The 22,222-nt window shown below is 61.5% G+C and carries 14 protein-coding genes; 13 read left to right on the top strand and 1 reads right to left on the bottom strand.

Annotated elements, in window-relative coordinates:
- Position 1: 1 nt before the first annotated feature.
- The gene (locus tag U1A53_RS09475) at positions 2–2,374 is read right to left on the bottom strand and encodes an autotransporter-associated beta strand repeat-containing protein (protein ID WP_322280420.1); all 2,373 of its coding nucleotides are present in this window, start codon (positions 2,372–2,374) and stop codon (positions 2–4) included.
- Positions 2,375–2,746: 372 nt separating this feature from the next.
- Between U1A53_RS09475 and U1A53_RS09470 the strand changes: the two genes are divergently transcribed.
- The 13 genes from U1A53_RS09470 (at position 2,747) to U1A53_RS09410 (ending at position 22,216) form a co-directional block, all read left to right on the top strand.
- A complete protein-coding gene (locus U1A53_RS09470; protein WP_322280419.1) occupies positions 2,747–4,816 on the top strand; it encodes a sensor histidine kinase in 2,070 nt (689 codons plus the stop codon).
- A gap of 32 nt (positions 4,817–4,848) precedes the next feature.
- Positions 4,849–5,154, top strand: coding sequence for a type II toxin-antitoxin system prevent-host-death family antitoxin (locus tag U1A53_RS09465; RefSeq protein WP_322280418.1), 306 nt, complete (start codon positions 4,849–4,851; stop codon positions 5,152–5,154).
- Between the two features lie 365 nt (positions 5,155–5,519).
- Positions 5,520–6,143: a response regulator transcription factor gene (locus U1A53_RS09460; protein ID WP_322280417.1), complete on the top strand. Its 624-nt coding sequence runs from the start codon at positions 5,520–5,522 to the stop codon at positions 6,141–6,143.
- Positions 6,144–6,209: 66 nt separating this feature from the next.
- Entirely contained in the window at positions 6,210–12,323 is a 6,114-nt protein-coding gene (locus U1A53_RS09455) for a LamG-like jellyroll fold domain-containing protein (RefSeq protein ID WP_322280416.1), read from the top strand.
- Positions 12,324–12,437: 114 nt separating this feature from the next.
- On the top strand, positions 12,438–14,003 hold the full coding sequence (locus tag U1A53_RS09450; RefSeq protein ID WP_322280415.1) for a hypothetical protein: 1,566 nt from the start codon (positions 12,438–12,440) through the stop codon (positions 14,001–14,003).
- A 258-nt stretch (positions 14,004–14,261) separates the two neighbouring features.
- Complete coding sequence (locus tag U1A53_RS09445; protein ID WP_322280414.1) at positions 14,262–16,547, top strand: autotransporter-associated beta strand repeat-containing protein; 2,286 nt, start codon at positions 14,262–14,264, stop codon at positions 16,545–16,547.
- Between the two features lie 219 nt (positions 16,548–16,766).
- Positions 16,767–17,270: a hypothetical protein gene (locus U1A53_RS09440; protein WP_322280413.1), complete on the top strand. Its 504-nt coding sequence runs from the start codon at positions 16,767–16,769 to the stop codon at positions 17,268–17,270.
- A gap of 12 nt (positions 17,271–17,282) precedes the next feature.
- A complete protein-coding gene (locus tag U1A53_RS09435; protein WP_322280412.1) occupies positions 17,283–17,426 on the top strand; it encodes a hypothetical protein in 144 nt (47 codons plus the stop codon).
- Between the two features lie 164 nt (positions 17,427–17,590).
- Positions 17,591–19,732 (top strand): sensor histidine kinase, encoded by a 2,142-nt coding sequence (locus U1A53_RS09430; RefSeq protein WP_322280411.1) that lies wholly within the window; start codon positions 17,591–17,593, stop codon positions 19,730–19,732.
- Positions 19,729–20,364, top strand: a complete 636-nt coding sequence (locus U1A53_RS09425; RefSeq protein WP_322280410.1) for a response regulator transcription factor — start codon at positions 19,729–19,731, stop codon at positions 20,362–20,364. The genes U1A53_RS09430 and U1A53_RS09425 overlap by 4 nt, the downstream gene beginning before the upstream one ends.
- Positions 20,365–20,426: 62 nt before the next feature.
- The gene (locus tag U1A53_RS09420) at positions 20,427–21,179 is read left to right on the top strand and encodes a DUF2334 domain-containing protein (protein WP_322280409.1); all 753 of its coding nucleotides are present in this window, start codon (positions 20,427–20,429) and stop codon (positions 21,177–21,179) included.
- 57 nt (positions 21,180–21,236) lie between these two features.
- Positions 21,237–21,680 (top strand): nuclear transport factor 2 family protein, encoded by a 444-nt coding sequence (locus U1A53_RS09415; protein ID WP_322280408.1) that lies wholly within the window; start codon positions 21,237–21,239, stop codon positions 21,678–21,680.
- A 38-nt stretch (positions 21,681–21,718) separates the two neighbouring features.
- Positions 21,719–22,216 (top strand): hypothetical protein, encoded by a 498-nt coding sequence (locus U1A53_RS09410; protein WP_322280407.1) that lies wholly within the window; start codon positions 21,719–21,721, stop codon positions 22,214–22,216.
- Positions 22,217–22,222 lie beyond the last annotated feature (6 nt).

The following is a 22,222-nucleotide window of genomic DNA, read 5'->3' as shown; positions in this document are numbered from 1 at the left end:
ATCAGGCGGGGACAACCAACGGCCATGTCGAGCCAAGTTGACGGCGGCGGCGCAGCATGAGGCCTGCTGCGCCGAACATCACCAGCAGCGCCCGCGAAGGCTCTGGCACCGCGCCCAGGATGCTGATGGTGCCCTGCGTGTAGAGGTTACTCGTGTCGATGCTGAGACCGGACCCGAGATTGATGTCGCTGAAATCGGTGGTGAAGGTGCCAGTGCGAGTGGTGATGCCGGTCCAGTCGAACAGACGGAACATGTCACCTGCCTGAAAGGTGAGCGCGTTGGGATTGTTCAACAACAGGGTGGAACCTGCCATGATGTCCAGCGTGCCAAAGAGCCTGAGCATGTCTGCGGCGGCTAGCGTGCCGGTCATGTCCGTGCCCGTGGTGGACCATAGGTCCATGGCTAGCAGACTGCTGGAGCCAAGGATCGTGCTGCCGGTGCCCGAAGTCGTCAGGGAGAAGTCCGAACCCGCCGAAGCTCCGATGGCTCCGACTTGGAGTGTGCCATTGACATAAACATAATTGTTTGAGCCAGTGGTGATCATGCCGTCACCGGTAAGTTTAGCTCCTGCATCCACCGTGACCGTGCCGTCACCGGTGCCGGAACCGCTGGTGTTGTTCACCTCCAGCGTGCCCGCGCTGACCGTGGAGCCGCCGCTGTAGGTGTTAGCGGCGGTGAGTTGCAGCGTGCCCGCGCCTGCTTTGGTGATGGCTCCGTTGCCAGAATAGTCGCCGGAGCCGTCGCGCAGCGGGTTGCTGATGATCAAATCGGCAGCGCTGCTGGAGGTGGCATCGGCTACGGTGACGAGCATGTTGTGACCGCCGCTGATGTGGTTGGCCCTGTCATTGCTGGAGCTGATCGTCGAGGCTGCGGTGCCGCCGACGGTGATGTTGCCAAGGAACTCGTAGCCTTCGTAGCCGCCGGTGTCGGTGGTGGATTGATTCAACGTGCCGCCATTGAGGGTGACGTGGCCGAGGACGTTGAAGCGGCTGCTTTGCATCGTGCCGCCGTTGAGGACGAGTTGTGGCAGTCCGGCTGCAGTGGCTCCACCGCCGGCAAAGATGTTGTTGTTGGTGAAGTCGAGGGTCGCGCCAGTATTCACGGTGATGGTGCGGCTGCCGTCGTTGGCACCGAGATTGCCTGTGGCGGGATAGCCGTTGCGGAAGGCGTTCGCACGCAAGGTGCCGCCGTTGACGACGATGTTGCCGTTGAAGCTGTTGTCCACGTTGCTGAGGACCAGCACGCCGGTTCCGTTCTTGGTCAAACCACCGTCCGTGGCGTTGTCACCGCCGATGTTGGAGTGCAGGAGGGCTTGGGAAATAGTTACGTCGAAGCCGTTTGTGTCCACGATGGCACCCCCGTTGCGCACATTCGCGCGGGTGAGGCTGTCCATGAAATTGGTTCTCGAATCCTGCGCCTGGAGCGTACCGCCGTTGAAATTGAAGGTCGAGGTGCCCTTGATTCCGGTGCCTCCGGTTTCACTGAAAACCCGGAGGGTGGACAAGGTGCCGCCGTTGAGGTTGAAGGTGGCGGTGCCCCCGGTGGCGGTGTCATAGCCCGAGGCCATGTTCACGCCCGCATGCCAGTCTTCATTATGTCCGACATCGGTCGTCAGAGTGCCGCCGGTCATCGTCACCGTTGCCACATTGCCACCAGCGGAGGTGCCCGTTCCCACGCCGAGAGTCAGCCGATTGTTCAAGGTGAACGAACCGCCGCTGATGTTGAGGTTGCCCGTGGCGCTGGAGCCGCCAGAGCCGAACTGAGCACTGTTTGTGTAATCGCCGAAGACCGTGAATGCGCCCGCATCAAGGTTCACGGTTCCCACGTCGCCCACGTTGGTGCCAGCGATCAGGCTGCCATTGGAATGCACCGTGCCGGAGGTGTTGACGTTCAAAACGCCGGTCGCATGATCCCACCATGACCCCGCCCCGACACGAATCTCGCCATTGACGCTCAGGCTTCCAGATCCCGTTCCGAATCCGGTCAAAGCACCGCCTGTGGCCGCTGTGTTGGCGATGTTGTAGGTGCCAGTGCCGTTAGTGCCACCGCCAAGCAGCAGCCAGCCATAAGGCCAGCCGGTATTCGTCACGGTAAGGGAACCTGCCGTGTGATCCAGGCGACCGTTGTTAGACCATGTCCCCACCTGCAACTCCGTGACGGGTCCGACTGGGTTCGCTGAGATCGTGGCGATGTTGCCGGTGTTCGAGGTGATGAAAGCCCCCGCATTATTCGGCACCACGCCGCCATTCCAGTTCGTGCCGGTATTCCAATCCGTGCTCGTGCCGCCCGGCAGCCAGTCCGCCGCCTGCGTGGCACCTGAGAGCGCCGCAAATAAGACGGCGAAGCCCGCCACGAGAAGAATGGGCAGGCGCATTGGACTTTGGGACAGAGTGGTTGGACTCGGCTTCATGGTTGAGGCCACGATCTAACCAACACAAGCCCTTCACGTCGAGGTTCCACCCATGGCACTTTAGTCCTGCATGGGCAGGTGCCGGTGCGGGTGGTCAACGCGGTGTCCGTGAAGCTGTTGATTGCGACGTTATTCGTGATCTTCGGTAGCTTCGACGAAATCACTGTCACCTTTCCCCTCCAAAACGTCATGGAACTGTGACAGCATAGTCCGCGACGATGACCTCGAACAATTGGCCTGCCATCTCACCTTCAGTCATTTTAATGCCCTCTGAATCCGTCGAAAACTACAGCTCCGCTCGCTTGATGGCTGCAACAGGGTATTGCATCGTGACCGATGAAGTCCACCCACATCGTTCTTTTTCTCGTCCTGCTCGCTGCCATGCAGTTGGCAGGCGCGGCGGAGGTGGTGCGCAGCGCGGCGGTGCTGCGGGCGATGGCTCCTGATGAGGCGAAGAAAGGACTGCCAGTGGAGCTGGAGGCGGTGGTGACGTTTGTGGACAGGAGTTGGGGAAATTTGTTTGTGCATGACGGCACGGCGGGTGTGTATGTGAAGGCGAGTGAGCAGGTGAAGCAGGCGTCATGGATCGCCGTGGGGCAGAAAGTGGGAGTGAAAGGCGTGACGGGAGACGGCTTTTTGCCAGTGATCGTGGCGGCGGAACTCGTTGATCTGGGCGAGGGCGTGATGCCTGCGCCCATGGTGCCGAAGTCGCCGGAAGAGATTCAGACACCGGCGATGGATGCCCAGTGGGTGGAGGTGGAGGGCGTGGTGAAGCGCCTAGCAGACGAATATGCCGGCCTCACGCTTTACCTGCAATCAGGCCCGCTGGAGCTGCCTGCCGCTTTGCCGCGCACAGAGACGCTGGCGGCGGTGGGCACGCTGCCGCTACATCTGCTGGAGCGGCGTGTGCGGGTGCGTGCGGTGGCGGCGACGCAGTTCAATCAGCAGCGACAGATGAGCGGGCGGCATTTGTATCTGCCAGGCATGAGTTTCCTGACGCTGCTCGATCCGGCGCAGGAGTTGCCGCCAGCGCCGCTGCGGCGGGTGGATGAGCTGCTGCGAGTTGGCTCGCCTCTCGATGAGCGGGTGCGATTGCGCGCTGTGGTGACTCACGCGGTGCCGGAGCAAATGCTTTTTCTACGCGGTGATGGCGGCAGCATGAGGGTTGATTCGGCGCTGACACCGGATTTGAAACCGGGGACGATGATCGAGGCGGAAGGTCACGCGACGTTCATGCCGCTGCGGCCTGGATTGAATGCGGCGGCGCTGCAAAAGCTGGAGGATGGTCCATCGCCGCTGCCGCTGCGGCTCGATCTGACATCCGAACGCCGCAGCGCGGAGCAGTATGAGCTGGTGACGCTGGATGCGGACTTTGTGGAGGCGCTGCCGACTCCGCGTGAGACGATCCTGCTCTGCCGTGCGGGCGAGGTGGTGTTTGAGGCCAATCTGCCGCCTGGCGTGGCTGCGCCATTGGCGCTGGAGCCGGGGATGCGGCTGGGATTGACTGGCATCTGCGAGCTGAAGATGAACAATCCGTTTGGTATCGCCCAATGGACAAAGGAGTTCACGCTGAAGCTACGCTCGGCCCGTGATGTGGTCATTTTGCAAAGGCCTCCGTATTGGAATGCGGCGCGGCTCCTGCTGCTGCTCTCCGCTGTCGGTGGTGCGGCGTTGCTGGTGGCTGCTTGGGCCTGGATGCTGCGCAGGCAGGTGGCTCGGCAGGCAGCGGTGATCGAGCGGCAGACGACGACGAAAGCGACGCTGGAGGAGCGTCAGCGCATCTCCCGTGATCTGCATGACACGCTGGAGCAGGAACTCAGCGGGCTGGCGATCTTGCTGGATACGACCTCGCGGCAGTTTGAAACCGGTGATGGCACGCCCGACAAGACGCTGGGCCTCGCCCGGCAGCTTCTGCGGCGCAGTCGTGAGGAGTCGCGCTCCACCATCCGCGATCTACGCAGCATGGCGATCGAGCAGCTCGGCCTGCTCGGCGCGATGGAGACGATGCTGCGTCCCCTGGCGGAGAGCGCGGGTTTGACGTTTGTTTTTTCGGCAGAGGGCAACGAGAGAAGGCTCCGGGGCGATGTGGAGTCTGCATTCCTGCGTGTGGCACACGAAGCGGTGGCCAATGCGGCGAAACACTCGCGCGGCAGCCGTGTGGAGGTGCGCATGAGCTTTTCTGCTGATGCGGTGAAACTCGCCGTGAGTGATGATGGCACAGGTTTCAGACCCGAAACGGCTGCGGATGACTCCACCGGTCATTTCGGACTCAGCGGCATGAGGGAGCGCGCGGTGCGGATCGGCGCGGATTTGCGTGTGGACGGCCAGAATGGGCGCGGGACCTGTGTTTCCCTCGTTTGGAGCCACTCGCGGCTGGAGACGCGTGAATCCCACCTCGAATGTTGACGAAACACATTATTCCGTGCTAGGCTGGAAGCATGAATATGCTATTGGCCAAAGACATCGTGAGCGTGACGGATTTCGCTCGCGGCACCAAGGAACACCTTGCGGAGATGGCGGTGACGAATCGTCCTCGTGTGCTGACGCAAAACGGCAAGGCCGCTGCTGTGGTCATGTCTGTGGAGATGTATGACGAGATGTCTCACGATGCCTACGAGCGGAAGATGGACATGGAGTTGAAGATGACTCTGGAGGCGTATGCGCGGGGTGAGCGGGGACGTCCGTTGGATGAGGTTTTTGGTGATCTGGAGAGGAAACACTTCAGCAAGCATCAGGCAAAATGAGCTTTCGCGTTCAAGCAACGGAAGCATGTGAGGCGTGCATCGACGCTCAACTGAGTTGGTATCGCGCAGATGAAAACCGTGGCGGCGATGCTTTGGCAAGACGTTGGTTTGATGCCCTCCATGTCGCCTTGGCAAAACTCAGCAAACATCCACAGGCACATGGCTTCGCACCGGAAAACGGGGAATGGCTTCCAGACCTCCGAATCCGCCAGATGCTCTTTCGCCCGTGGAAGTCGGGAGTGGGTTGGCGCGTGCTCTTTGCGGTGGATGAGGACACGAATCTCGTGACAATCCTTCAAGTCCGCCATGAGCATCGCCTCTGGATGCATGAGAACGAGGATGAGTAGAAAGCCTTTGCTACGACCATGCCCATCCGCATACTCATCATCGACGACCATTTCGTGCAGCGCCTGGGGTTGACGGTGGCCATCAACAACGAAAAAGACCTCCGCATCGCCGGCCAGGGCGGCAGTGTGGCGGAGGCGGTGGCGCTCTATGAGAAGTTGAAGCCCGATGTGACGCTGATGGACTTCTCTTTACCCGACGGAACGGGGGTGGAGGCCGTGAAGCGCATCCGCGAAAAGCATGATGACGCTCAAATCCTCATGCTCACCGTGCTCGATGGTGAAGAAGATGTCTTCCGCGCCAGTGACGCCGGAGCGGCGGGCTATCTGACGAAGTCGGCGGATGCGAAGACGCTCATCGCCGCGATTCGAGAGGTGGCGGATGGCGGCACGTTTTTCCCGGAGTCCGCCCGCGCTAAAATCGCAGCGCGGATGAAACGCGAGCCGCTGACGCCGCGTGAGCTGGAGATCGTGCATCTCATGGTCGAAGGACTCAGCAACAAGGAGATGGGGACCCGCCTCGGCATCGCCGATGGCACGGCAAAACTGCATGTGGCGAAGGTGCTGGCGAAGCTCGGTGCCCTGGATCGCACGCGAGCGGCCATTCTAGCCGTGGAGCGTGGAATTGTAAGGCTGGGGAAATGAGTATGCCGGACGGCATATAGCGGATGGAGGCCGTTTCCCATACGATGAGGTCGAATATCCAACCTCATGACCGTCCATCTCTTTCTCGCACGTTTTTATCTGCGGAGTGTTTTCTTCGCCATCTCGGCAATCGTAGCGCTCGCGCCGGTTTGTTTGCACGCTGATCTGGTGAACCGCTGGTCGTTCAACAACACCTCGGGCGCGGTGACTCCTGGCACGGCGCTGATGGATAGTGTGAGTGGCACGACGGCGCTGGTGGTGGGGACGGGCGCGACTTTTTCAGGCAGTCAGCTCACTCTGCCGGGCAATACGGGCGGCGTCCAGACGGCGGCGAACATCGCGGGGTATCTCGATCTGCCGAATGGCATCCTTTCCTCAAAAATTAGCGTGACCCTGGAGGCATGGGCCACACCGCTTTCAGTGAAGGGATGGATGCGGTTGTTTGACTTCGGAAGATCGGCGGATGCGGGAGTCGGCGGTGGTGCGGCGGGAGAGATCACGGCGAATACGACGGTGGCTCCGGCTGGCGGGGCGCCTTCGGACAATTTGATGCTGACGTTCTGCCGTGGCGCTGATCTTGGCCTGCAACGCTTCGAGGTCATGCGCAACGGTGCTTTCATGGGGAATCGCGACACGAACTGGCCGACGACGGCGGGGCAGCAGTATCATTATGCGATGGTGTTCGAAGGCAGCGCGAGCGCCTACGGAGCCGCAGGCGGACAACTGACGTGGTATCGCGATGGCGTGGTGATCGCGACGATGCCGGTGGCTTTTAAGCTCGCTGACTTGCAGGACGTGAACAACTGGATTGGACGCTCAAACTGGACCTGGGACTCGAATGCGCACATGTCGCTGAATGAGCTGCGCATTTACGATCATGCGCTGACGCAGGAAGACATCACCGCGAATCGACTGGCGGGGCCGAATGCGCTGACGGCGAGTCTCGTGAATCGCTGGTCGTTCAATGCCACAGCGGGCACGGCTGCGGGCGGCACGACGATGGTGGATGAAGTCAGCGGCGCGGTGGCGCAGGTGGTGGGCACGGGTTCGACCTTCACAGGCACGGCACTGACACTGCCAGGCACGACGAACGGGCTGCAAACCGCGTCAGACATCGCGGGTTATGTCGATCTGCCAAACGGGCTGCTTTCGTCCAAGACAAACCTCACGCTGGAGACCTGGGCCACTCCGCTGTCGATGAAGCCGTGGATGCGGTTGTTTGATTTTGGTCGCGTGCGCGGCCCCGGCACGGGCGGTGGCGCCACAGGCGAGATCACGAACACGACGACGACCGCGCCGGGCTTCACCTTTTCGCAGGATGCGATGACGTGGATCATCGCCCGTGAAGCGGACCTCGGCCTGCAACGGCAAGAGTCGGGACAAAACTCCGGCGGCAGGGCTGCATTTGATTCCACAGCGCCGACCACGCTGAACCAGCAGTATCATTATGTGATCACCTTTGAAGATGGCGTGGGTGACTTCGGCACCGATGGCGGCATTTTGAAATGGTATCGCGATGGAGCGCAGATCGCGTCCATTTCGGTGCAGGGACGCCTTTCCACGCTGGAGGACGTGAACAACTGGATCGGTCGGTCGCAGTGGAGCGGCGATATGATGGCGCACATGGCGCTGAATGAACTGCGGCTCTACTCGCGCACGATGGCTCCGGCGGAAATTGCTGCAAACACCACCGCTGGCCCTGCTGGCACGCCGACGAGCATCGCGAACCGCTGGTCCTTCAATGAAGCTGCAGGCGCGGCCGCAGCGGGCACGGCGCTGACGGACAGCGTGGGTGGCGCGGTGGCGGTGGTGAAGGGGAATGGCTCCACCTTCGACGGTGCACAGCTCACGCTGCCCGGCACGACGAATGGTGATCAAACGGCTGCAAACATCTCCGGCTATGTCGATCTGCCGAATGGCATCATTTCATCCAAAACGAATCTCACCGTGGAAATCTGGGCCACGCCGATCTCGGCGCAGGCGTGGATGCGAGTGTTTGATTTTGGGCGTGTGAATGGGGCGGGTGTGGGCGGTGGCGCGGTGGGTGAGGTTTTGGAAAATGCCACGACGGCCTCGGGATTCACCCGCGCTCGGCGAAATCTGATGTTGTCTTTCGCCGTCGGCACAGACCTCAATGCGCAGCTCATCGAAATGCTCACCCCCGGTGGAGGGGCATGGCAGGACGCGGCTTTGGCGACGACGGCGGGCCAGCAGTATCATTATGTGATGACGTTTGAGGACGGCCTCGGTGACTTCGGTGCGGAGGGTGGCGTGGTGAAGTGGTATCGCGATGGTGCGCTGGCAGCGAGCTACTCCGTGCCGTTTCGGCTGGCGACGTATCAAGATGTGAATGCCTGGCTCGGACGCTCGCAGTGGACGGCGGACTCGAACGCGCATGTCTCCTTCAATGAGTTCCGTGTTTATGATTACGCCATGCCTGCGGACGTGGTGATCGCCAATCGCGATGCCGGACCGGATGCGCCGCCGGTGCAGGCTCCGAGCTGGACGGTGGCACCCACGCCGGTGAACCGTTGGACCTTCAACTCCGCCGCTGGCACCGCGCCGAGCGGCACCGTCTTCACTGACGTGATCAGCGGCACTCCGGCCATCGTGCGTGGTCATGGTGCGACGCTGAACGGGGCCAAAATCACGCTCCCTGGCGGCACCAATGGCAATCAAACCGCCGCGAATATCTCCGCGTATCTCGATCTGCCGAATGGCATCCTCAGCTCGAAACCGAACTTCACCGCCGAGGCCTGGTGTGCGCCGCTTTCTTCGCAGACGGACCAGCGGCTCTTCGATTTTGGCCGCACCACGGCCACACGCGGTCCAGGGGCGCTTTTGGGCGAAATCATTGATGACGGCACGATTGGCGGCTTCGGCGGCTTCGACAATCTGTGCCTCACGCTGAACTCCGGTGCTGCCTTTGGTCAAAACCGCCTGGAGGGCCAATACAACGGCGCAGCGCCCATTTTGTTCGAGACGAACCTGACGGCCGTGACGGTCCCTGGCCGCGAGTATCACTATGTGCTCGTCGTGGAGGACAATGCGGGCCTCTACGGCACCGGCGGCTGCGTGTCGAAGTGGTATCGCAACGGCGTGCTCCAGGATGTGCTGCCGTATCCCTTTCACATGAACCAGCTCGCCGACGTGAACAACTGGGTCGGCCGCTCGCAATACAGCGGGGACATGAACGCGCACTTCGCACTGAATGAGATGCGCATCTACGACCGGGCGCTCACGCCTGCGGAGATCGTGGCGAGTTACTATGCAGGCGCGGAGGCGCAATACGGCCCCGTGGCGGCCGTGGCGGACAGTGTGACGATCCACGCAGGCCAAAAAGTGCGCGTGGATGTGGTGCAAAACGACACCGGCGGCATCGCGGATCCGCTTTACCTCGAAGTCACGACTGCGCCTGCTGTCGGCACCGCCACGGTGCAAAACGACGGCACCATTTTGTATGCTCATGCGGGTGTGAACACCGCGCCGGTGACGTTTGCGTATCGTCTGCTCGGGCAGGGCGGTTGGTCGGCTCCGGCCACGGTGACGGTGAATGTCTCCACTGCGCTGCGCATCGCCACTGTGGGCCTGAATGTGCCTGATGCACCGCCGATGAATTCCGTGCAGGTGGCGGATGCGTTCAGCGGTGTGCAGTTCGTCAAGCCTGTCGCCGCGACGAGTCCGCCGGGCGATACGCAACGGCTTTTTGTCTGCGAGCTTGATGGCAAACTCAAAGTCATCCCCGATGTCACCGCCGCCACGCCCACGAGCGCTGTGGTGCTGGATTTACCAGCTCTGCTCGCCACACGCATCGGCGAGGTGATCGATCCTGGGCCCTTCAATGAGAACGGATTGCTCGGCATGGCCTTCCATCCGCAGTTCGCCACCAACGGCTATTTCTTCGTCACCTACACCGTGCAGAAAGCCAGTGATCCGACGGTTTGGTATAATCGCCTCTCACGCTTCACCATTCCTGCGGGGCAGATCAGCTCGCCGACACCTGCGGCTGATCCTGCGTCCGAGTTGATCTTCATCGAGCGACGCACCCGTGGCGCGAATCATCACGGCGGCGATATTCACTTCGGCGCGGATGGTTATCTCTACACAGCCTACGGCGACGAGGAGAATGCCAACGACTTCCGCAACAACAGCCAGCGCATCGATTTGAACTTCTTCGGCGCCATGTTGCGCATCGACGTGGATCGTCTGCCGGGCAATCTGGAGCCAAATCCGCACGCCTCCGTCCCCACGGACTCCGGCGTGGCTCGCTACAAAGTGCCCGCAAACAATCCGTATGTCGGCGTCACCACGTTCAATGGCGTCACGCTCACTCCGGCCAATGTGCGCACCGAGTTTTGGGCCGTGGGCCTGCGCAGTCCGTGGCGTTTCTCCATTGATGCACCCACGGGAGAGCTGTGGTGCGGCGATGTCGGCCAGGATGTGTATGAGGAGGTGCATCTGCTCGCCAGCGGCACGAACGCGGGCTGGGCCTTCCGCGATGGTCTGCACCCCGGCCCGAAGGCGGCGCAGGCACCGGGCGGCTTCACCTCCAGCGATCCGCTCTATGAATACCTGCACACCGGTGTCGCGGGCGGTGACGGCAATTTCAAAGGCAACTCCGTCATCGGCGGCGTGGTCTATCGCGGCACCGGCATCTCGAGCCTGACCGGTGCCTACATTTTTGGCGATCATGTCAGCGGCCACGTCTGGGCGCTCACGCGGCCTGGTGGAACCGCCAGCGTGCAGCGCATCGCGGGTTCCCCTGGCACGGTTGGTTTTGCCCGCGATCCCTCGAATGGCGATGTGCTGCTGCTCTCCATTTATGAAGGCAGAATCAAACGTCTCGCCTCCTCCGCATTGCCGGATGACAGCTACCCGGCGACTTTGAGCGCCACTGGCGTTTTCGCCGATCTCACCGATCTCGCACCCGCGCCCGGTGTGCTGCCTTACACGCCCAATTTGACCTTCTGGAGTGACTTCGCCGTGAAGAGCCGCTGGTTCACGCTGCCGGATGCCGGCAGCAAGATGACGTGGAGCAAAGATGGCGTGTGGACCTTCCCGAATGGCGGCGTGTGGGTGAAGCACTTCGACATGGAAATGACCCGCGGCAATCCCGCGACCAAGAAGCGCCTCGAAACTCGCTTGCTCGTGAAAAACACCAGCGGCGTCTATGGCGTGAGCTACCGCTGGAACGAAGCGCAGACCGAGGCCACGCTCGTGGCCGATGCAGGCGAGGAGTTCGATTTGAACATCATCGAGAATGGCACACCACGCGTCCAGCATTGGGGCATCCCCAGCCGCTCCCAGTGCCTGGCATGCCACACGAGCAACGCAGGCGGCATGTTGTCCTTCAACACGCGTCAGCTTAATCGCAACGGCACGCTGAATGGTTTCACCGGCAATCAGCTCGAACTGCTGCAAGCCGCCGGTTATTTCCACAACACCGTGCCCTCTACGAACCTCCTGCCGCGTCATGTGCGCCCGGATGAAACCGCCTTCCCCATCGAGGCCCGCGTGCGCTCGTATCTCGACGTGAACTGCTCCTATTGCCATCAGCCCGGCGGCTCCGGCCCCGCCTGGGATGGCCGCGCGCACCTCACTCTCACGCAGACTGGCATGATCAACGGCTTCGGTGTAGCGCTGCACGCTGGCGATAAACTCATCGTCCCCGGCGACACGCTGCATTCCATCATCCTCAGCCGCACCGGAGCCACAAATGGCTACGCACGCATGCCGCCGCTCGCCACCTCCGAAGTGGATCAAACCGGCATCCAGCTCCTCACCGACTGGATCAACACCTCCCTGCCCAGCCGTCAAACCTACAGCGACTGGCGGCTCGCCCAGTTCGGCAGCAGCACCAGTCCCGAGGGTGCCTCCAACGTCGATGCTGACGCCGATGGCGCGACGAACATGGCCGAGTTCCTCGCTCTCACAAATCCGCTCAGTGGCGTGAGTTATCTCAAACCGCAGCTCGGTGCTGCTGGCACCACTGCCACGCTCACTTTCGATGTGCCTGCCAATCGTAGCTTCATCATCGAAACCACCGCTGATTTAGTGAACTGGGTCCAATGGGACACGCCAGGAAACAACGGCCAGGCGCAGCCCGGCGGCAGCGTAACCATCTCCGGGCCGAGCAACGGCGTGCGGCAGTTCTTCCGGCTGCGGTTGAGTGAAAACTGATCCCTTTACTTTATGATGAGTCACACCAAACGAGCCTTCGTATCGACCTTCTTATTCCTACCGTCTCTGATTTCCGCGTCAGCAAAAGATGCCGCCTTCCCCGTCCACATCACCGTGGATGCCGCCAAGCCCCTCGGCGTGCTCAAACCCATCTGGCGCTTCTTTGGTGCGGACGAGCCCAATTACACCTACATGCCGGACGGCGCGAAACTGCTCGGCGCGCTCGGTGAGATGAAGCCCAAGGAAGTCTTCTTCCGCACGCACAATCTGCTCACCACGGGCGATGGCACGCCTGCGCTGAAATGGGGCAGCACGAACGCCTACACCGAGGATGCCGAGGGTCGCCCGATTTACGATTGGACCATCGTGGACATGATTTTCGATGCCGGACTCCAGCGCGGCGTGCGGCCGTTTGTGCAGATCGGTTTCATGCCGAAAGCGCTCTCCATCAAACCAGAGCCGTATCAGCACCAGTGGACGCCAAAAGGGGGCTACAAGGAGATTTTCACCGGCTGGGCCTACCCGCCGAAGGACTATGCGAAGTGGGAGGAACTCGTTTTCCAATGGGCGAAGCATTGCGTGGAGAAATACGGCAAGGACGAGGTGCTGAAGTGGTATTGGGAGACCTGGAACGAGGCCAACATCCCCTACTGGCGCGGCACGCGGGAGGAGTTCTTTAAGCTGCACGACCACGCCATCCGTGCGGTGCGGCGGGCGCTGCCAGAGGCGAAGGTCGGCGGGCCGGATGTCGCGGGCGGACCGGGCGGCACGTTTTTGGCCGAGTTCCTCACTCATTGCCAGAAGGCGGGCACGCCGGTGGATTTCATCTCCTTCCATGCCAAGGGCAAACCTGAAGTTGTCGGCGGGCATGTGCGCATGGGCATCTCGCATCATCTCAATGACATTGATCGCGCCTTCAAGGTCATCGCCGGATTTCCTGAGTTCAAAGACAAGCCCATCGTCATCGGCGAATCCGATCCCGAGGGCTGCGCCGCCTGCCAGGGGCCGCAGCTCGGCTACCGGAACGGCACCATGTATTCCAGCTACACCGCCGCCAGTTTTGCGCGGAAGCACGACCTCGCCGCGCGGCATGGCGTGAACCTCGAAGGCGCTCTCACCTGGGCCTTCACCTTTGTGGATCAGCCGATCTTTGGCGGCTTCCGCCAGTTGGCCAGCGGCGGCATCGACCACCCGGTGCTCAATACCTTCCGCATGTTTTCGAAGATGAGCGGCCAGCGTCTCGACGTGCAAAGCAGCGCCGCCATCGCGCTCGATGACATGATGAAAAAGGGTGTGCGTGACAAGCCCGATGTCTCCGCGCTCGCCAGCATGGATGGCGGCAGGCTTTGCGTGCTCGCGTGGCATTATCACGAGGACGACGTGCCCGGCCCTGATGCAGCGATTGACCTCACGCTCGCTGGTTTGCCGAAAAACAGCGGCAAAGCCCGCGTGGAGCACTACCGCATCGACGCCGATCACAGCAACGCCTACGAAGTGTGGAAGAAACTCGGCTCCCCGCCGAATCCCACGCCCGAGCAGCAGACGACGCTGGAGAAGGCCGGACAGCTCGCAGTTTTCGGCCCAGCGGAGGAGATCGCGGTGAAGGATAGCGCTGCGCCCATTCGCGTGCAGCTCCCACGTCAGGCGGTGTCGCTGCTGGTGGTGACGATGGAGCCGTAGCATAGACGCGGGCGCAAAAAGTAGAGCGAACTTCCAAGTTCGGTCTCAAGTTGAGCCCCACATCCAGGGAACGAACTCGGAAGTTCGTCCTACACCGCCGTTCCGAATGCCTTTTTGCGCCCGCGTCAGCATAGGCTTTCTAGCCTGTGTTTCTGGGCGCTGGGTCTTCTGATCACAGGCTAGAAAGCCTATGCCGAACGGCATATTGCGATCACTCCCCTCGATCTGGCAGAATGGCAGCCAATCAACCCAACCGCCATGACTCGCCCAACCATCTCGTGTCTTCTATTCACCGCATCGCTTCTCGCCTGCGCACGTCTCCACGCGGCAGACTGGATCAACACAGGCACCACCGATTGGAACACCGGCACGAACTGGTCGGGCGGTGTGGTGCCCAACGGTGAAGCGGCTTACATTACTTCGAACACCGGGAATATCGCCACCATTTCCGCAAACGCATCTACGATCACGGAGCTGCAGGTGGGCACATGGGGTAACGCAGGACGGCTGGACCACACGGCCGGTTCTCTTTCAATAACCAACACAAACTGGCCTTACGGATGGCTGCTCCTTGGAGGAGGCACTAACGGCAGCGGCACCTACAATCTCGCCAACACGGCGGCATCGGGCGGCACTTTCACCGGCTTTGGCACCGGCTCTGGAAGCCTGACGGTGAACGGTGAAATGCGCGTCGGGGCGGGGGCGTGGTGGGATCACGCGACCGGCGTTTTGAACGTCAACACCTCGGGCACGGTGCAGATCAATGGCAGTCTGGTTGCTGGCTCCAACATTGGCGACGTGGGCACGGTCAACATTGATGCAGGCACGGTCACGGTGGGCGGGGATTACGCGAACAGCGGCCAGTTTGGTCACGGCGGCTCGGCGGCGACTGGCAACCTCAACATCAGCGGCGGCTCGATCAGCTTCAACAACAGGCTGGCACTCGCGGTGGGCACGAACACCTCTGCTGGCGGCAATGTGGCCACGGTGACGATGAGCGGCGGCACGCTGATCACGGATGCCGCGCATAACGAGGACTGGCACGCGGGCTTGAACATGGCTTCGGGCTATGACACCGCCACCGGAGGTGTGGCGACCTTCAATCTCAACGGCGGCACCTTGTCCACCCTGCGGGTATTCAGTGAGACGGGCGGCACCGGCGTCAAAGGCTCCTCGACCTTCAACTTCAACGGCGGCACGCTCCAGGCGCAGGACTCCAGAGGCAATTTCATGGAAGGACTCACCCGCGCGAATGTGCGCAACGGCGGTGCCGTCGTGGACACGAACGGCTTCGATGTCACCATCGCCCAGGCGCTGCTGCATTCCAACATCGGCGGCGACAACGCCACTGACGGCGGCTTGACCAAAAACGGCGCAGGAACGCTCACCCTGTCCGCACAGCACACCTTCACCGGAGCCGTCACCGTCAATGCAGGCACACTCTACGCGAACGCGGGAAACGGCCCAACGGATCGCAGCTTCAGCTACACCAGCGGCATCACGGTGAACAACGGCGGCACCCTGCGCGCCAGCGTCAACAGCCTCTTCGGTTGGGACGGCTCACAGGCCAAGCCCATCACCATCAATGCCGGCGGCACCGCCATCGCTGAAAGCGAAGACCAGAACGTGGGCCTCGTCACCCTCAATGGCGGCACGCTCGCCAGCTCCGGTGCCATCGGCGACTGGGGTTCCTGGAACTTTGGCCGCGCCACCGACAAGAAGCTGCTCGTCACCGACAACTCCACCGTCTCGGCCCTCGAAGTGGGCTTCCACAACGGAGCCACCATCGAGGTCGCCAGCGGAAAGAACCTCAACTTCACCGGCACCATCACCGACAGCAATGATGGAGCCTCTGCCGTCATCAAGACCAGCACCGGCACCCTGACGCTCGCCAGCGCCAACACCTGCACCGCAGGCACCACGGTGAGCGCAGGCACGCTGAATGCCACCAACACCACCGGGTCCGCCACGGGCAGCGGCACGGTCACGGTGGATGCAGGTGCCAAACTCGCCGGTGATGGCTTCATCACCACTGGCTCCAACAACTATGTTTATATCAATGGCACCCTGCAGGTCGGAGCCATCGGAGCCACGGCAGGTTCGGATTTCTCCGTGACGACTTCAGGCACGGGCAGCACGATCCTTGGCTCCAGCAGTCTGCTCGCCATGGATCTATGGTCCACCTCGGGCACGGACATGACCGGCACGCTTGCCGCCGCAGACATGCTCCGGCTCTTTGGCACGTTGGACATCACGGCAGGGTCCACCCTGTTGTTCAGCAACCCCAACGCGCTCACGTTTACCATTGGTGATGTGTTCAGAGTGTTTGACTGGACGGGCCTGAGCACCCGCACCGGATCATGGACCCTCGACACCTCGGCCATCACCGTCTCCTCGGGCGCGTATGTGGACACGAGCAATCTCTACACGCAGGGCAGCATCAGCATCATGGGCGCGGTGCCGGAACCTTCGCGGGTGATGCTGGTGATGCTCGGATGTATCGGAATCACGTTGCGCAGGAAACGTGTGACCGCAGCCATCTGAACTGGTGGGGAACCTCCACCGGCACGTTGCGCAGGAAACGTGTGACCGCAGCCATCTGAACAAGTGGGGAACCTCCACCGACACGATGCGTGGTGCCGGACAAGATAAAACCGACTCCTCTCAACCATGCATCCATCCTCCGAGACCAGCGATGCAGACCGAACGACCGGAGGATGCGGACTAGCGGCATTTTACCGCAGCCACTACTCACGACTATGCATGCAAGCCCAGCGTCTCGGCTGCGATGCCCACACAGCAGAGGACAACGTTCAGGACATGTTCCTGCGCCTGCTGCGCACGGGCCGGCTTCAACTGCTGGCTGAGCTGCCGCCACCTCACCAGCAAGCCCATCTGCACCTGCGGCTGCGTTGTCATCTGGTGAACCGCACACGGGATGCACGTCGCCCGCGGCGGGGCGGCCGGCTCATTCATGTTCCGCTCCATCAGGCTGACGGCGCACCGTTTGAGATCATTGATGAGCGTGCCGATGTCCCCGGCAGCGAGCCGCGCTTATGCGAGCTTCACCTGCAATCAGCCCTGCGCCTGCTGCGCAGCGAACTCACCCCACCCGCCTGGCGGCGTGTCAGCCCGTGGCTTGACGTTGAGGAAGCCGAAGCCCCGTTGAGAAAGCGGCAAAATGGCGCGACTCGCGTGGCCCTGCACCGCGCCCGCCGCCGCCTGCGAGAGCTGCTGAATCTTCAGGAACAGAAGCCTGGCAGCTAGTGGATTCGCACCATGCCCAAGACACCCAATCATGAGGCATTCAACTACGCCGAGCGTGTGCGCGAGCGGTTGCCGCGCAAGCTCCAAGAGCTGCGGGAGGCTTGCGGCCTGAGCAAGTATGCGCGTGGCAGAAGACCGGTGTGTCGCGCGACATGATTGGCCGCATCGAGGGCGGTGAGTCCATTCCCACGTTCCACGTCGGCGCACGGCTTCTCACGTCGAGGTTCGAGGCATGGCACTTTAGTCCTGCATGGGTAGGTGCCGGATGGTTGGGGCTTTCCGCGTGCGTTCAATGCCGCTAGAATCCCATTCCAGCTCCCATGCATTCCCGCTTCCAGCCCGTCATCGCAGTGCTCCTGGCTCACGCTGCGCTCACCTTTGGCGCACCCGCCGGGAGTGAGACGACGCTCACGACGCTCACGACCATCGCCGACGTTCGGGCGCTCACGCTTGATGAAGCGGCGCGACATCATCCCGTCCAGGTGCGCGGCATCATCACCTACTGCAATCCCATTTACAGTCTCGGCTTCGTGCAGGATGAAACCGGCGGCATCTTCTTCACACCTCCTCCGGCGGGCGCTCCCGATTCGCCGATGCTCGCCGCCGGTGACCGCGTGGAGATCATCGGCATCACCCGCCGCGGGCGTTTTTCACCGAGCATCTCCATCCTTCCTGGCGACCTCGACAGCACAGTTGCATCCACGGGTTCTCCCGTGGTGATGCGCATCGTTCGCCTTGACGCAGGCCCGCTCCCCACGGTTCCGCTCGTGGGTGTGGAGCGGATCAACACGGGCGATTTCCACGACCAGTTTGTGCGAGTGCGTGCGACCCTCCGGCGCGTGGCAGAACACCTGGACCCTTCCGTGGAGCAATTGAACATGGATGCCAGCAGCCGCTCCGGCGCGCTCAACATCATCCTCGACTGTCCGAAGAGCGATCAAGCGACCGTCAAAGAATGGGAGAATGTGGAGGCGGAGATCAGCGGCGTGGTTTCCGGCGAAGCCAATGACCGCAGCCAGCTCCGCCGGGTGACCCTGCTCGTCGCCTCCGTCTCGCAGATCAAGCCAAACACTGCTGCCATGCAGGCGAGCTTTAATCAGCCAGTGCGCGGCTTTCGTGAGCTACTGCAATACCGTCCTCCCATTGCCGGTGCCACGGAAGAGCGGCTGCACGTCACGGGCATCGTGACACTGGTGCATCCCTCGCGTGGCGGTTTCTATTTGGGCAGCGAGCAGGGCGGTCTTTGGGTGCGGACACCGCAGCACTCGTCCCTGCTGAACGGTGATGATGTCGATGTCATCGGCTTCATCGCCGGTGGTGCCGATGAAGGCGTCTGGCTGGAGGATGGCATTCATCGCATCGCACGACGGGCGGTGCCCTTCGCACCTCGCGTGAGCACCGCAGATGAAATCGCCAAGGGTGGCGACTTCGGGAGTCTGATCCAGGTGGAGGGACAGTTGATCGACCAGTTCGACCGTCCGAGCCATCGCCTGCTCTACCTCGGTGCGGAAGGGCACACCTTCTACGCACGGCTCGCCGAAAGCGCGGACACCACGCCTCCGCTCGCCTTGGAAAACGGCAGTTGGCTGCGCCTCACCGGCGTGTGTGAAAAGCCCAACGGCACCGCCGCACGCGAGTCCTTCTCACTGCTGCTGCGCGAGAATGCGGACATCGCACTCATCAGCAGGCCGCCCTGGTTCAATACCCAGCGGCTGCGCTGGATATTGGGCGGCGTGCTCGTGCTGACGGTGCTGGTCAGCGCCTGGGTGCTCCTGTTGCAACGCCAGGTGACCCGCCAAACCCAAGTCATCGCGCATCAGATCGAACAAAAGACGCTGAGTGATGAGCGCCGCCGCATCGCACGCGAACTCCACGACACGCTGGAACAACAACTCGCCGGCGTGAACATCCACCTCGACACCGTCGCCGAATGTGCGCCGGAGATGCCTGCGCCCGTCTCCCGAGCCCTCGACAACGCCCGCGCCATGCTCACCCACAGCCGCACCGAGGCCCACCGCTCCATTTTGGAACTCCGCTCCCGCACCATCGAGCAGACTGGTCTCATCGGTGCCGTGCGGGAGTCCATCGAAGCCCTTCAGGTCATCACACCACGCATCACCACTGAGGTCGAGGGCCGGGAGCAGCGGCTCTCACAGCGCGTCGAGTTTCAACTGCTGCGCATCGTTCAGGAATCCATCACCAACGCCCTGAAGCACGCCCAGGCCGAAACCATCACCGTGCGTTTCCACTTCACACAAGACGAGCTGACCGTCACCATCACCGACGACGGCACCGGCTTTGATGCCACGCAGCCACCCGCCGTCCACAGCACCCGCTTTGGCCTGCTCGGCATGAGAGAGCGTGCGGCGAAAATCCGCGCCTCCATCGACATCCAGAGCACGCCCGGCACCGGCAGCACCGTATCCGTCACCGCACCCATCCACCCCACGCACACCCCATGAGCAAGACACCCGCCATCATTCGTGTCCTCCTCGTGGACGATCATTTCTTCGTCCGCTCCGGCGTCAAAGTATCGCTCGAAGCCGAGGGCGACCTGCAAGTCGTCGCCGAGGCCGACAGCGCCACCGCCGCCATCGAGCAATACCGCCAGCACCAGCCCGATGTCACCCTCATGGACGGCAATCTGCCCGACCGTCATGGCATCGAAGCCCTGTCAGAAATCCGCGCCGAGTTCCCCCAGGCCCGCATCATCATGCTCTCCATCAATGAGACCGAGGAAGACGTGTATCAGGCAGTCGCCGCCGGAGCCGTCGGCTACCTCACCAAATCCTCCGGCCGCAAAGAAATGCTCCACGCCATTCGTGAGGCCGCCCGAGGCAAACGCTACTTCCCGCCCGAACTCGCCGCCCGCCTCAACGCCCGCCGCGCCCGCCCCGAACTGACCACCCGCGAAACCGAAGTCCTCCAACACGTCATCGCCGGCACCCCGAACAAAAACATCGCCGACGCCCTCGGCTGCACCGAGCAAACCATCAAAAACCACCTCAGCCACATCTTCGCCAAACTCGGCGTGCAGGACCGGACATCTGCGACGGTGACCGCGTTGCGCCGAGGGCTAGTGCGGCTGGAGTGAACAGGATTGTGAATCAAAGCCTTCCAGCCGATGATTCAATTCACCATCCAATCCACTCAACCATGCTGCGCGCACTCCTCTTCACCTTATTCCTCGGCACCACACTCCAAGCCGCCGACCAGCAAATCATCCTCCTCAAGCTCGACGACGTGATCGCGCGGCGAGTCGGCACGAAGCCGGTGTCGGACAGGTGGCAGAAGGTGCATGATTACCTGATCGCGCAGGGCATCAAAGGCTCCTTCGGTGTCATCACGGAGTCGCTGGAGAAGGACAACGCGATGTATTTCCAATGGCTGAAAGACGTGCAGGCGGCGGGACAGATCGAGCTGTGGATGCACGGCTACAAGATGCGCGGCGCTAGCGACACGGGTGAGTTTGAAACCGGCACGGCGGCGGAACAGCGCGCGATTTTGGCGAAGGGCGAGAAGCTGGCGAAGGAGAAGCTCGGCTTTGACCTCCCCGCCTTCGGCCCCCACTGGAGCGGCACCACAGACGCCACCGACGAGGCGATGGAAGGCGTGCCCGAGGTTAAAATCTGGCTCTACGGCCCGAAGAAGCCGAAGTTCTTCACGCGACTGAGCATCCCGCGTGTCATGGCGCTGGAGAACCCGACCTTCGTGCCCGATTCGGCCAAGTTCATCGTCTTCTACGAGAAGATCGCCGCCACCAAGGACGTGCTCGTGCTCCAGGGTCATCCCGAGCAGTGGGATGACAAGCGCTGGGCGGGCTTCGTCGAGATCATCGCGTTTTTGAAATCGAAGAACGTCGCGTTCATGACGCCGAGCGAGTATTTGAAGAAGACACCGTCGAAGTAGCTTCGATTGGCAATCGAAGCCTTCCGCGCCATGATTCGATTACCATTCGAATCTACCATGAAAACACTGCTCGCCTGCATCGCCGTCGTCTTCACCTTCCAAGTCTTCGCGGAGGAAAACCCCAAGCTCGCTGCCGTCCAAGCCGCTGACAAAGACCGTATCGCCGCGATGCAGTCACCGGATCGCGACAAGCTGAGCGCCATCTTCTCCGATGAACTGCGCTATGCGCACTCCAACGGCGTCGTGGATACCAAAGCCTCGTTCATCGACATCCTGACCACTGGAAAAACCAAATACGTCGGCTACGACTACGAGGAACAGAACTTCACCTTCCCAGCCCCGGGCGTCGCCCTCATGAGCGGACGCGCTCATGTCAAAGCCGTGACCGCGACAGGCGAAATGGACAGCGTGCTGAGCTTTCTCGCCGTGTGGCGTGAGGAAAATGGAAAGTGGCGCTTCCTGGCGTGGCAGTCGTGCAAGCTGCCAGCGGTGGCGAAGTGAAGTAGCATAATAAAGTCATCAGCGAATCTCCTTCACCCATGATTCCACTCACAGGCAAAGTAGTCATGTTCTGTGGAACAAACCTTGGAAGTGCGAAGGATTGCATCGAATGGGCTGTCCATGCGCTATGCCACGGTGAGGACACACCTCACCTGCGAATATTGGCAGGTCTCACTGAGCCGGTTTCGTCGTTTGAAGTCAGGGATTATGCGATCAAGACTCTGAAGGAACTGAACATAAGCATTCCAACGGGAGATCAGGCCGTCATTGCTTATGCAAGGGACTTGATTCAAGAGATTGCGAACGATCCCACGCTCATTCGCAACAATCTGCGTTTACTCTGCCAGCTATGCATGGAGAACGACTATCTCCGCTCTATCTACGATTTCTATTTGCTGAGATGGGCATTCGACGACCTGCAACAGGCTGAAGTGCAGTGGTATTGGGATGGGGCGGATCGCTGTAACATCGAGACGATTGTTCTCAAGCGATGCAGCAAGTGGCTAGATGATCATTCATCAACCATTCTATATTGAGATGTC

This window comes from Prosthecobacter sp., from assembly GCF_034366625.1.
Taxonomy (GTDB): domain Bacteria; phylum Verrucomicrobiota; class Verrucomicrobiia; order Verrucomicrobiales; family Verrucomicrobiaceae; genus Prosthecobacter.
This window is presented reverse-complemented; position numbering and strand designations above follow the sequence as displayed.

What these genes read in the sequence shown, in the direction of transcription:
- U1A53_RS09415 (WP_322280408.1), top strand. Translation starts at nt 21,237, where the DNA reads ATGAAAACACTGCTCGCCTGCATCGCCGTCGTCTTCACCTTCCAAGTC.
- U1A53_RS09460 (WP_322280417.1), top strand. Translation starts at nt 5,520, where the DNA reads ATGCCCATCCGCATACTCATCATCGACGACCATTTCGTGCAGCGCCTG.
- U1A53_RS09465 (WP_322280418.1), top strand. Translation starts at nt 4,849, where the DNA reads ATGAATATGCTATTGGCCAAAGACATCGTGAGCGTGACGGATTTCGCT.
- U1A53_RS09455 (WP_322280416.1), top strand. Translation starts at nt 6,210, where the DNA reads ATGACCGTCCATCTCTTTCTCGCACGTTTTTATCTGCGGAGTGTTTTC.
- U1A53_RS09445 (WP_322280414.1), top strand. Translation starts at nt 14,262, where the DNA reads ATGACTCGCCCAACCATCTCGTGTCTTCTATTCACCGCATCGCTTCTC.
- U1A53_RS09440 (WP_322280413.1), top strand. Translation starts at nt 16,767, where the DNA reads ATGCAAGCCCAGCGTCTCGGCTGCGATGCCCACACAGCAGAGGACAAC.
- U1A53_RS09410 (WP_322280407.1), top strand. Translation starts at nt 21,719, where the DNA reads ATGATTCCACTCACAGGCAAAGTAGTCATGTTCTGTGGAACAAACCTT.
- U1A53_RS09435 (WP_322280412.1), top strand. Translation starts at nt 17,283, where the DNA reads ATGCCCAAGACACCCAATCATGAGGCATTCAACTACGCCGAGCGTGTG.
- U1A53_RS09420 (WP_322280409.1), top strand. Translation starts at nt 20,427, where the DNA reads ATGCTGCGCGCACTCCTCTTCACCTTATTCCTCGGCACCACACTCCAA.
- U1A53_RS09425 (WP_322280410.1), top strand. Translation starts at nt 19,729, where the DNA reads ATGAGCAAGACACCCGCCATCATTCGTGTCCTCCTCGTGGACGATCAT.
- U1A53_RS09475 (WP_322280420.1), bottom strand. Translation starts at nt 2,374, where the DNA reads ATGCGCCTGCCCATTCTTCTCGTGGCGGGCTTCGCCGTCTTATTTGCG.
- U1A53_RS09430 (WP_322280411.1), top strand. Translation starts at nt 17,591, where the DNA reads ATGCATTCCCGCTTCCAGCCCGTCATCGCAGTGCTCCTGGCTCACGCT.
- U1A53_RS09470 (WP_322280419.1), top strand. Translation starts at nt 2,747, where the DNA reads ATGAAGTCCACCCACATCGTTCTTTTTCTCGTCCTGCTCGCTGCCATG.